The following is an 11,622-nucleotide window of genomic DNA, read 5'->3' as shown; positions in this document are numbered from 1 at the left end:
GCAGGCCGATCGCCGAGCATCAGGCGATCGCGTTCAAGCTGGCGGAGATGGCCACCAAGGTGGAGGCCGCCCATCTGATGATGGTGAACGCGGCGAGGTTGAAGGACGCCGGCGCGCGTAACGACGTGGAGGCGGGGATGGCCAAGCTGCTCGCCTCCGAGTACTGCGCCGAGGTCACTCAGGAGGCGTTTCGCATCCACGGCGGTTACGGCTACTCCAAGGAGTACGAGATCGAACGCCTGATGCGGGAGGCCCCGTTCCTGCTCATCGGCGAGGGCACCAGCGAGATCCAGAAGACCATCATCAGCCGCGGCCTGCTCCGCGAATACAAAACCAAAAACTAACCCCACCCCCACCCCCACCCAACCCACCCCACCCCGACCGCAGTGAAGGCCACCATGCCTGCGTTCAACGCAGTGAAGGTGGCCTTCACTGCGGGTCGCCTACAGCGGCTCAGGATGCGCCTCTAGCCCGGGATCCCGGGGGGCCTCAGCGGCGCGGGCCGCCGGGAACACGGATCACGATGAGGCAGGTGTCGTCGTCCGTGTCCGCCGTCGCGTGGCCGAGCAACCGGTCGCTGAACCGCTCGACGTCACTGTCGCCCTCGGCCGCGACGCGCGCGAGCCGGTCGAGGCTCTCGTCGAGCAGCACGCCCCGGCGTTCGATCAAACCGTCGGTGTAGAGCACCAGCGTGTCGCCCTCCCGCAGCACCGTCGTGGTCTCCTCGAAGGCGGCGTCCGGATCCGCGCCCAGCATCATCCCGTGCGGCTCCGCGAGAACGTCGGCGCCGCCGTCCCGCACCAGCACCGGCGGCAGATGGCCCGCCCGTGCCCAGCGGAGTCGCCGCGCCGCCGGGTCGTACAGTCCGCACAGCACGGTGCCGTTGATCCGGCCGTTGGTGAACGTGGTGGCGTTGAGCCAGGCCAGCAGCTGCCCCGGGCCCGCGCCGGTGCAAGCCAGGCCACGCAACGCGTTGCGCAGCGCCACCATGCCCTGCGCGGCGTCGATGCCGTGCCCGGCCACGTCGCCGATCACCAGCAGGGCCTGGTCGCCCGGCAGTGCCACGACGTCGTACCAGTCGCCGCCCACGGCGTGCTCGGATTCGGCGGGCCGGTAGCGCACGGCGATGTCGAGCCCGGCGACGTGCACCGGCCCCGCGGCCACCGGCATGATCGCGTGTTGTAGCTCGCGGACGATCCGGTACTGCTGCCGGGCCCGTTGCTCGGTGTCGGCGAGGCGGTCCTGCGTGGCGGCCAGCGCGACCTGACTGTGGTACTGCGCGGAGAGGTCCTGGTAGATCCCGCGCACCGCCACCAGCGCGCCGTTGTCGGCGACGATGGGTTCGCCGTGAGCCCGAACCTGCCGGACCGTCCCCTCGGGGCGGATCAACCGGAACGTCGCGGTCACGGGGCGGCGGTGCAACAGCGTCGCCTGGAAGTGCTCGACAATGGGCGTGTCCTCCGGATGGACCTTGGCGATGAGGTCCGTCCAGCCGACCGCACCCTCCGAGCGTGCGATCCCGAACAGCACGAACGTCTGGTCCGTCCACGTCGTCTCGCCGGTGACGAGGCTGTGCTCCCACCCGCCCAGCCCGCCGAGGCGCTGGATGTCGCTCAGCAGTGAGGCGAGCTGGTCGGCGTCCGTCCCGGGGCGCCAGTCGACGAGCAGGCCGTCGAGGAACGGCACGATCCGCACGGTCACCTCGGCCGCGCCCGCGGCCTCCCCCGTCGCGCTCGACGGGATGCGCTCGAGGCGGCAGGGCACGCCGGTGCGCAGCACCTCCGCCGCGCGGTCGACGATGCCGTACGCGGCGAGCATCGGGTAGGCGCGCACGAGGCTCAGGCCGGCGAGCTGCCGGTGTGTCCGGCCCGCGGGGTCGGTGAAGCCGGCCGCCACGTGGGTGATCTCGAAGTCCACCGGCTCACCGCGCACGCCGGGCAAGGGCTGCACCAGCAGCCCATCGTCGAGCACGGCTCCGAGCCACGCGTTCTCCGGCCGCCCGGACGGCGTGCGGCCACCGGCCACGAAGCTCGAGGCGAGCACGTGCGCGGTGACGTCGGCCAGCGTCGTCAGCCTGCGCCGCACGCTCGGTGGCACGGTGTGCTCCTCTCCCGACCACACGACCTCCAGCACCCCCAGCAGCGCGGCAGGGCCACGCACGGGCAGCACCGCCCGCGCGCCGCCCGCCCACGGACTGAGCGGCCGCTCGGCGACGGGCAGCGAACCGGCCAGCCACAACGGCTGTCCCCGCTCGGCCACGCGCTGCGCGAAGGAGTCAAGCTGGGGCGGGATGCGCCGCCATCGGCTCGTCTCCAGCGCGCTGAGTCCCGACCCCGCGACGAACTCCAGAGCACCGTCGGGTTGCAGCTGCCACAGTCCGGCGGCCGCGGCGCCGGCCAGCTGCAGCACCTGCGCCAGCAGCGCGTCGCCCAGTTCGCGCCGCTCCCCCGCCGGCTCGTCGGGCACCTCGGGAGGCCGCGCCGGTCGCGGCCCGGCCTCACCATCCGCGAACCGGAGCCTGCCCGCGCCGACCGGCTCCCCGATGAGGTCGGCGGCCAGCTCGACGGCCTTCACGCCGGTGCGCGCCGCGAGGTCACGCAGGTACGCGGCCGCCTCCGCGGGGGTGCAGTGCAGTCGCTCGACGAGCACGCCCTCAGCGAGGCACACGATCTCGCGGGCGGCCTGCCGGTCTCGCAGCTCCTCGATCTCGCGCTGCTGGCGCTCGACGACCGCGGCCAGCGTGGTCAGCCGCTCCTGCGGGTCGGCACCGTTCAGGTCTGCCGGTCTCTGGGCCTTCACTGGGTCCCCGTTCCGCCGCCTGCGCTGCGAACTCTACGGCACTCGCGGCGCAGGCGGGACGGCGAGAAACCGCTACACCTCGCGAAGTCGGCGCGCGACGTCCTCGGGAAGCGCGTCGGTGATGAACGCGCCCATGCCCGACTCCGAGCCGGCGAGGTACTTCAGCTTGTCGGCCGTGCGTCGCACTGAGAACACCTGCAGGTGCAGGTACCCGAGGTCCTCGTCGTCGGTGACGGGCCCCTGGTGCCATGCCGCGATGTAGGGAAGCGGCGCGTCGTAGAGCCGGTCGAACCGCCGCAGCAGATCGAGGTACACGGCCGCGAAGTCCGCGCGCTCGGCGGGTGTCAGCTCCGGGATGGACCGCGCGCGCCGCAGCGGGTACACGTGTACCTCCACCGGCCAGCGCGCGGCGGCGGGCACGAACGCGACCCAGTGCGCGGTCTCGGCGAGCAGCCGCGAGGCCGCCGCGCGCTCGGCGGCGACGACGTCGGCGTGGAGGTCGCCGCCCGTGCGCTCGCGGTAGGCCCTCGCGACCTCTCGCATCCGGCGGGTCCTCGGCGTCACGAACGGGTAGGCGTAGATCTGCCCGTGCGGGTGCCCGAGCGTCACGCCGATCTCCGCTCCCCTGCTCTCGAAGCAGAACACCTGCTCGATATCGTCCAGTGTGGACAGCTGCTCGGTGCGGTCGGCCCAGGCGTCCATGACGAGCGCGGCCTGCTCGGTGGTGAGGTCGGCGAAGCGCGCATGGTGGTCGCTCGTGAAGCAAACGACCTCGCACCGTCCGTATCCCGGCCGCACCGGCACGAGCGGATGGCCGCTGCCGACGGGCGCGGGGTCGGCGCCGGTGGACAGGCTCGGGAAGCGGTTCTCGAAGATCGCGACCGTGTATCCGGCCGAGGGGATCTCCGTCTGCCTGCCGGGCCCGGAGGGGCACAGCGGGCAGTTCTCCTCCGGCGGCTGGAAGGTGCGGTCCTGCCGGTGGGCGGCCATCATGACCCACTCGTCGAGCAGTGGGTCGAGGCGCAGCTGGGAGGACGTGCTCACCGGCGGCAGCATCCGCGAGTCGGGCCGCCGGTCCACGGAGGTGTCGCTGGTGTCGTCGATGTCGAAGTACAGCAGCTCGCGGCCGTCGGCCAGCGTGGTGATCGTCCTCTTCACGGGTCACTGCTCCTCGGGCTGCGCACGTTGGACGAGCGGGCTCCGCGTTCGATCACGAAGCAACAAAACCGAACAGTCAGCATGTCAGAACCGCGTTCCCATGGGCGAGCGGGCAAACGGGCGCATGATCTACGTGGCTCCGCCGCTCACCGCTACGCAGAGTGCGCCGGTAGCGCGGGGCACTGCGCGATTGGTGTTGAACCTTGCGCGAGTTTGGTCGCAAGTGTTGACACCATCACGCAAAGTGTGTGAACTGCTTCACACCGGGGTCGCGTTCGCGTGAACACGGTGGCCCCGGTGTCGTGGCGCCAGCGACCCGCTGGCCCGGTCCCCCCGAGAAGGGTGTTCGACTGTGCTGTCACTCGCACCACTGACTCGAAGACACCGAGGCGGTGCCCGCAGGACGTCCGTGACGGCGGCGCTGTCGGCGCTGCTGCTGGCCGCCGGCGTCTCCGCGCCCGCACAGGCCCAGACCACTCCCGGCTGGGAGATGGGCGAGCCGAGGATGGTCACCCCGTGGACCGCCGACGTCTCGCCGGCCAACGCGCTGCCGGAGTACCCGAGACCGCAGCTGGCCCGTGACGAATGGCGCAACCTCAACGGCGTCTGGGAGTTCGCCGGCGCCACCGAGGGCGAGGCCCCGCCGTTCGGGCAGGGCCTCGCCGAACGCATCCTGGTGCCCTATCCCACCGAATCCGCGCTGTCCGGCATCCAGCGGCACGAGGACCACATGTGGTACCGCCGCACGTTCGAGGTGCCCCGCGACTGGCGCGTCGGCAAGGACAAGGCGCTGCGGATCAACTTCGGCGCCGTCGACTACAAGGCCACCGTCTGGGTCAACGGGCAGGAGGTCACCACGCACCAGGGCGGCTTCGGCGCGTTCAGCGCCGACGTCACCGACGCGCTGAAGCCCCACGGCAAGCAGGAGATCGTGGTCGGCGTCGAGGACCGCACTGACGCCACGTGGCAGCCGGTCGGCAAGCAGCGCAACGTCCCCGACCGCGGGATCTTCTACGAGGGCGCGTCCGGCATCTGGCAAACGGTCTGGATGGAGCCCGTCGCCCGCTCCCACGTCGACACCCTCGGGATGGTGCCGGACATCGACACCGGCACGCTCGGCCTGACCGTTCACACCGGTGGCGAGGACGGCAGGCTGACCGTGGAGGCCACTGTCCGGGACGGCAAGCGCACCGTCAGCCGCACCCGCGGCGCCGCCGACGAGCCGCTGCGGGTCCCCGTGCCCAGGGCGAAGCTCTGGTCTCCGGACTCGCCGTTCCTCTACGACCTCGACGTGGTGCTCAAGGACCGGGGCCGGGTGATCGACCGGGTCTCGTCCTACTTCGGCATGCGCGAGATCGGCATGGTCGAGGGCGAGGACGGCAGGAAGCGGATCACGCTCAACGGCGAGGTCCTGTTCCTGATGTCCACTCTGGACCAGGGCTACTGGCCCGACGGCATCTACACCGCGCCGACCGACGAGGCGCTGCGGTTCGACCTCGAACAGCACAAGGTCCTCGGGTTCAACACGGTCCGCAAGCACATCAAGACCGAGCCGGACCGCTGGTACTACCACGCCGACCGGCTGGGCCTGCTGGTGTGGCAGGACATGCCGTCGATGAAGACGGGCGGGCGACCGCCCGTCGACGCCCAGCGGCAGTTCGAGACCGAACTGCGCGAGCTGGTCGAGGAGAAGAAGAACTGGACCTCGATCATCGGCTGGGTGCCGTTCAACGAGGGCTGGGGCGAGTGGTCGCGCGAGGCCACCGGGCGGATCGCCGACGAGGTCAAGGCACAGGACCCGACGCGGCTCGTCAACGCGCACAGCGGGGTCAACTGCTGCGCCTCGCTGGGTGACTCCGGCCGCGGCGACGTGATCGACTGGCACGCCTACCCCGGCCCCGCCAAGCCGACGCCGGACGCGAACCGCGTGTCGATCGACGGCGAACACGGCGGTTATGGTCTCGAGGTCGAGGGCCACATGTGGTTCGGCGAGGGCCACGCCTACGAGATGCGGCCCGACTCCGAGAGTCTGACCGAGGCCTACGTCGCCAACCAGCGGGAGGTACTCGCCGCGGCCCGCAACTGCGCGATCAGCGGGGCGATCTACACGCAGATCACCGACGTCGAGCACGAGGTGAACGGCTTCTTCACCTACGACCGGCAGGTCGCGAAGATGGATTTCGACCGGGTGCGGGCCATCAACGAGGAGATCATCAGGGAGGCCGACGGCAGCGGTGGCGGCGGTCCCGACCCGGGGCCGGGCACACCCGGGCTGTCCGGGGTGCACGCCTACAAGTTCGACGAGGGCAGCGGCACCACGGCGGCCGATGCCGTCGGTGACGCCGACGCCACCGTGACCGGTGGTGAATGGACCACCGGCGTGCAGGGCGGGGCGCTGTCGTTCAACGGCGGCGGCCAGGCCGACACCGGGGCGTCACTGGTCGACACCGCGGGCAGCTACACGGTGTCCGCGTGGGCGAAGCTCGACGTCGCCGACGGCGGCTTCCAGACCGTGGTCAGCCAGGACACCGGCAGCAACAGCGCGTTCTTCCTGCAGTACTCCGGGCAGGACCAGCGCTGGGCGATGAGCTTCGTGGGCCTGCGGGCCCTTTCGCCCACCAAGCCGGAGCCGGGCCGCTGGTACCACCTGACCGGCGTCCGGGACGCCAAGGCGGGCACCGTGGAGCTCTTCGTCGACGGAGTGAAGGTCGACGAGCGCGGCGCGTGCGGCGCGGCGGCCTCCACCGGCAACACCGTGATCGGGCGGGCCGAGTACGGCGGCAACCAGGTCGACCACCTGCGTGGCGACGTCGACGACGTCCGCGTCTTCGACCGGGCACTGTCCGACGACGAGGTCGCAAGGCTCGCGGCAGGCGAGTGATCCCTCCCCTGGGCGGGCCCGCGTGCGGGTCCGCCCAGGGGCCCTTCCTTCGTGCTGTTTCTGATCGGCTGAACAAAGGAGTTCGTCATGGCACGCACGACCATTCCTCGTTCGTGGCGCGTGCTCGCTTCCGCCGCGGCGCTCGGCGCCGTGCTGTCCGCGTGCACCAACCCGGGTGACGACCAGTCGGGCGCGGCACCCTCCCCCGCGGGCGGAGGCGACGGCCAGGTCGTCAAGGAGAGCTCCGGCGACGGCTGCACGCTGCAGGACTACGGCGCGGAGAAGCTGGACCTGAGGAACGCGGTGGTCGGCTTCTCGCAGTCCGAACCGGACACCGCGGCGTTCCGCGCGGCCGAGACCAAGTCGATCCGCGAGGCCGCCACGGAGGCCGGGGTGAGGGACCTGCTCGTCACCAACGCCAACAACGAGCTGCCCAAACAGATCGCCGACATCCAGAACCTGCTGAACCAGGGCGCGGACTTCCTCATCGTCGCGCCCGTCAACTCCGATGGGCTCGACCCCGCGCTGACCGCCGCGAAGCGGGCTGGCGTGCCGGTGCTGACGATCGACCGGAAGGTGACCAACACCCACTGCGAGGACTACGTCGCCTTCCTCGGCTCCGACTTCGAGGACCAGGGCAGGCGCGCCGCCGACGCCCTCAACGACGCCACGGGTGGCACCGCGAAGGTCGCGATCCTGCTCGGCTCGTCCGGCAACAACGTCACCGACGACCGCAACGCCGGGTTCAAGGAGCGGGTGCGGGCGCAATACCCTGGGCTGGAGATCGTCGCCGAGCAGACCGCCAACTTCGCCCGCGACGAGGGCCAGGCCGTGGCCGAGCAACTGCTGCAGTCCAATCCGGACATCACCGCGATCTACGCGCACAACGACGAGATGGCACTTGGCGCGGTGACGGCGGTGCAGGCGGCGGGCAAGCGGCCCGGTGAGGACGTCAAGATCGTCTCCATCGACGGCACCCGCAACGCCGTGCAGGCCATCGTCGACGGCCAGATCAACGCCGTGATCGAGTCCAACCCCAGGTTCGGGCCGCTGGCGTTCGAGACGGCGCGGAAGTTCTACGCCGGCGAGGCGATCCCGGAGGACGTGATCATCTCCGACGACGAGTACAACCGGGACAACGCCGAGGCCAACCTCGGCAACGCCTTCTAGGGGTTGACGTGACGGTGAGTCCTGCCGGCACCGCACCGCCGCCGGCCACCGGCACCGTGCCCGTGCTCGAGACCGAGGGGCTGTCGAAGTCCTTCGGTCCCGTGCACGCGCTGCGGGCCGTGGACTTCGCCCTGCAGGCGGGCGAGATCCACGCGCTCGTTGGCGAGAACGGCGCGGGGAAATCCACACTCATCAAGCTGCTGACGGGCGTTCACCGCCCGGACGCGGGCACGATCCGCTTCGCGGGCGGCGAGGTCGCCTTCGACCGGCCCGCGGACGCGCAACGAGCCGGGATCTCGACGGTCTACCAGGAGATCAACCTCGTGCCGCTGCTCTCGGTGGCACGCAACGTCTTCCTGGGCCGCGAGCCGCGCACCCGGTGGGGCCTGGTCGACACCGCCGCGATGAACCGGGCGGCCGCGGAGCTGGTGGGCTCGCTCGGCGTGGACGTGGACGTGACCGCGGAGCTCGGCAGGCTCGGACTGGGCGTGCAGCAGATGGTGGCGCTGGCCAGGGCGATGTCGGTGGAGTCCAGGGTCGTGATCATGGACGAGCCGACATCGTCGCTGGAGGCGCGGGAGGTGGCGACCCTCTTCGAGGTGGCGCGCAACCTGCGCTCCCGCGGGGTGGGGCTGGTGTTCGTGTCACATCGGCTGGACGAGCTGTGGGAGCTGTGCGACCGGGTCACCGTGCTGCGCGACGGGCAGCACGTCCACACGGGACCGATGGCCGGGCTGGACAGGGTGAGCCTGGTGGCGGCGATGCTCGGCCGAGATGTCGCGGAGGTGGCCATCGAGGGCGCCACCGAGTTCGGCGACACCCACCGGCAGGCGGTCGAGCCCGTGCTCACCGTCAGCGGGATCGACGTGCGCAACCGGCTGCACGGCATCGGGTTGCGCGTCCGGCCCGGTGAGGTGGTCGGCCTCGGCGGGCTGCTCGGCTCCGGCCGCAGCGAGACCGTCAAGGCCGTGTACGGCGCCCTGCCGGTCCGCGGCGGCACGGTCGAGGTCGGCGGCAGGCGGGTGCGGCCCAACTCGGTGCGCCACGCCCTGCGCGCCGGGATCGCGCTGCTGTCGGAGGACCGCAAGGCCGAGGGCATCGTGCCCGAGCTGTCGGTGCGGGACAACATAGCGCTGGCCGTGCTGCCCCGGTTCTCCCGCGCGGGGCTGGTGCCGGAGCGGCGGATCGACGCGCTCGTGGAGACGTTCATGCGGCGGCTGCGCATCAAGGCCGCGAGCCCGGCGCAGAAGGTGCGCGAGCTCTCCGGCGGCAACCAGCAGAAAGTGCTGATGGCGCGGTGGCTGTGCACCGAGCCGAAGGTGTTCCTGCTCGACGAGCCCACGCGCGGCATCGACGTGGGCGCCAAAGCCGAGGTTCAGGCGCTCATCGACGAGCTGGCCGGGCACGGGCTCGCCGTCGTGCTCATCTCCAGCGAGCTGGACGAGCTGGTGGAGGGCGCCGACCGGATCCTCGTGCTGCACGACGGCGCGGTCGCCCGTGAGCTGACCGGGGAGCACAAGACCACCTCGGCGCTGCTCGCGGCGCTCGCGGGCGGCAGGCGGCGAGCGGAGGACGGCGATGAGTGACGGCACGATCGCCCCACCGGAACCGCGCACGCGGCGGGGACTCCGGACCGACGCCGACTGGATCCGCCGCAACGGCGTGTACGTGGCGCTGGCTTTGCTGGTGCTGATCAACGTGGCCGTCACCGACAACTTCGTCAGCGAGAACACCCTGCGACTGCAGCTGATCCAGGTGACGCCGGTGCTGATCGTCGCGCTCGGCATGGCGCTGGTGATCGGCACCGAGGGCATCGACCTGTCCGTCGGCGCGGTGATGGCGATCGCGGCGTCGCTGATCCCGCTCTACATCGGCTACGGCACGGGGGTCGCGGTCGGGATCGCGGTGCTCGCCGGGGCGATCAGCGGTGCGGTCGCGGGGATCCTCGTCGGCAGGATCGGGGTGCAGCCGATCATCGCGACGCTCGGGATCATGGTCGCCGGCCGTGGACTGGCGAACCTCTTCGGGGGCGAGATCAAGAGCATCCGCGATCCGGGAGTCGTGGCGCTGGGCTCGGGGAGCGTGCTCGGCATCCCCTACGTGGTGCTGATCGCGGCTGCCGTGGCGGCGCTGGTGTGGTTCCTCGTGCGCCGCTCGACCTACGGCAGACAGCTCGTGGCCATCGGCGGCAACAAGCGCGCGGCGGAGCTGGCCGGACTGCCGGTGCGCCGGGTCCTCGTCACGACTTACGTCCTGTGTGGACTGCTGGCGGCGCTGGCGGGAGTGCTGCTGGCCGCGCGGTCGCAGGCCAGCGACCCGACCAAGGTGGGACTGCTGGTGGAGCTGTCGGCGATCACGGCGGTGGTGATCGGCGGGACGCCGCTGTCGGGCGGGCAGGTGCGCATCGCGGGCACTATCGCGGGCGCGCTGCTGATGCAGCTGATCACGGCGACCCTCATCTTCCACGACATTCCCGATTCGACGGCGCAGATCGCGCAGGCGGTGATCGTGGTCGCCGCGGTCTACGTGCAGCTGGGCCGCAGGAGGGCACGACGATGACCACGACGGTCTCCAGGGAGGAGTCGGCTCCGGCGAGCCCGAGGGCCCGGCTGGCGCGGCTCGCGCAGCGCCAGGGCGCGCTGGTGATCCTGGCGGCGGTGGTGCTCGCCGCGACGTTCTCCTTCGACACCTTCGGCACGACGGGCAACCTGTCGAACATCGCCCTGCAGGCGTCGTTCCTCGCCGTGGTGGCGCTGGGGATGACGTTCGTGATCATGTCCGGCGGCATCGATCTCTCGGTGGGGTCGGTGTTCGCGCTCGGCGGCGTGCTGGCGGCGTGGGGCGCGGGGCATGGCACGTGGGCGGCGATCCTGCTGCCGCTGGGCGTGTGCGGGCTGATCGGCCTGGTGCAGGGGCTGGTGATCGCGCGGGGCGGGTTGCCGGCGTTCATCGTCACCCTCGCGGGCCTGCTGTTCGCGCGGGGGCTGCTGCTGCTCATCAGCGACGAGGGCGCCACGACGTACAAGGTGCCGCCGGACTCGGCGTTCCGGGAGCTGGCCCAGGGCGAGCTGCTCGGCATCGGTTACCCGGTGTGGTTCGTGCTCGTGGCCTTCGCCCTCGGCGGGCTCGTGCTGCACCGCACGTCCTACGGGGCGACGGTGCTCGCGGTGGGTGGGCAGGAGGACGCCGCCGAGCTCATGGGCCTGCCGGTGGCGCGCACGAAGGTGATCGCCTACACGGTGTCGGGCCTGCTGGCCGGGCTGGGCGGGCTGCTGATGGCGTCGTACACGTCGTCGGGTGTGACCGTGCTCGGTGTGGGCATGGAGCTGGAGGTGATCTCGGCGGTGGTGCTCGGCGGCACGCTGCTGACCGGCGGCGCGGGCACCGTCCTCGGCACGCTCGTCGGCGTCCTGCTGCTGCAGGTGATCAAGAACGTGATCAACCAGGTCGGCTCCCTGAACTCCAACTGGCAGGCGGTGATCAGCGGAACGATCCTGCTCGTGGTGGTGACCATCCAACGCTGGCTGGCGACCGTGCAACGCCGTTAGGCCAGCGGCAGTGAAGGCCACCTTCCCTGCGTTGAGCGCAGTGAAGGTGGCCTTCACTGCGGTCGG

At 71.3% G+C, this 11,622-nt stretch carries 8 protein-coding genes; 6 read left to right on the top strand and 2 right to left on the bottom strand.

All coding sequences use genetic code 11. The features are described 5' to 3' along the window. On the top strand, positions 1 to 344 hold a 344-nt coding region (locus FCN18_RS07075), incomplete at its 5' end, for an acyl-CoA dehydrogenase family protein (RefSeq protein WP_267285354.1). A gap of 145 nt (positions 345 to 489) precedes the next feature. Here FCN18_RS07075 and FCN18_RS07070 read toward each other — a convergent pair. After that, on the bottom strand, positions 490 to 2,799 hold the full coding sequence (locus FCN18_RS07070; protein WP_137093924.1) for a SpoIIE family protein phosphatase: 2,310 nt from the start codon (positions 2,797 to 2,799) through the stop codon (positions 490 to 492). Between the two features lie 72 nt (positions 2,800 to 2,871). Beyond that, positions 2,872 to 3,957: a galactose-1-phosphate uridylyltransferase gene (galT, locus tag FCN18_RS07065; protein WP_137093922.1), complete on the bottom strand. Its 1,086-nt coding sequence runs from the start codon at positions 3,955 to 3,957 to the stop codon at positions 2,872 to 2,874. A 409-nt stretch (positions 3,958 to 4,366) separates the two neighbouring features. Between galT and FCN18_RS07060 the strand changes: the two genes are divergently transcribed. The 5 genes from FCN18_RS07060 to FCN18_RS07040 all read left to right on the top strand — a co-directional run bounded on the left by FCN18_RS07060 (position 4,367) and on the right by FCN18_RS07040 (position 11,556). Further along, positions 4,367 to 6,838 (top strand): LamG-like jellyroll fold domain-containing protein, encoded by a 2,472-nt coding sequence (locus FCN18_RS07060; RefSeq protein WP_137093919.1) that lies wholly within the window; start codon positions 4,367 to 4,369, stop codon positions 6,836 to 6,838. Between the two features lie 87 nt (positions 6,839 to 6,925). After that, a complete protein-coding gene (locus tag FCN18_RS07055; protein ID WP_112270352.1) occupies positions 6,926 to 8,008 on the top strand; it encodes an ABC transporter substrate-binding protein in 1,083 nt (360 codons plus the stop codon). A gap of 8 nt (positions 8,009 to 8,016) precedes the next feature. Then, positions 8,017 to 9,594, top strand: coding sequence for a sugar ABC transporter ATP-binding protein (locus FCN18_RS07050; RefSeq protein ID WP_228713706.1), 1,578 nt, complete (start codon positions 8,017 to 8,019; stop codon positions 9,592 to 9,594). After that, positions 9,587 to 10,567: an ABC transporter permease gene (locus FCN18_RS07045; RefSeq protein ID WP_112270350.1), complete on the top strand. Its 981-nt coding sequence runs from the start codon at positions 9,587 to 9,589 to the stop codon at positions 10,565 to 10,567. The genes FCN18_RS07050 and FCN18_RS07045 overlap by 8 nt, the downstream gene beginning before the upstream one ends. Beyond that, the gene (locus FCN18_RS07040) at positions 10,564 to 11,556 is read left to right on the top strand and encodes an ABC transporter permease (RefSeq protein ID WP_113641957.1); all 993 of its coding nucleotides are present in this window, start codon (positions 10,564 to 10,566) and stop codon (positions 11,554 to 11,556) included. The genes FCN18_RS07045 and FCN18_RS07040 overlap by 4 nt, the downstream gene beginning before the upstream one ends. Positions 11,557 to 11,622: the final 66 nt, after the last annotated feature.

This window comes from Prauserella endophytica (genome assembly GCF_005146945.1).
Classification (GTDB): Bacteria; Actinomycetota; Actinomycetes; order Mycobacteriales; family Pseudonocardiaceae; genus Prauserella_A; species Prauserella_A endophytica.
Note: the sequence above shows the minus strand (reverse complement) of the source record. Positions and strands in the feature narration are given on the sequence as shown.

Coding starts and splice junctions, on each gene's coding strand:
- FCN18_RS07055 (WP_112270352.1), top strand. CDS start 6,926: ATGGCACGCACGACCATTCCTCGTTCGTGGCGCGTGCTCGCTTCCGCC.
- FCN18_RS07045 (WP_112270350.1), top strand. CDS start 9,587: ATGAGTGACGGCACGATCGCCCCACCGGAACCGCGCACGCGGCGGGGA.
- FCN18_RS07040 (WP_113641957.1), top strand. CDS start 10,564: ATGACCACGACGGTCTCCAGGGAGGAGTCGGCTCCGGCGAGCCCGAGG.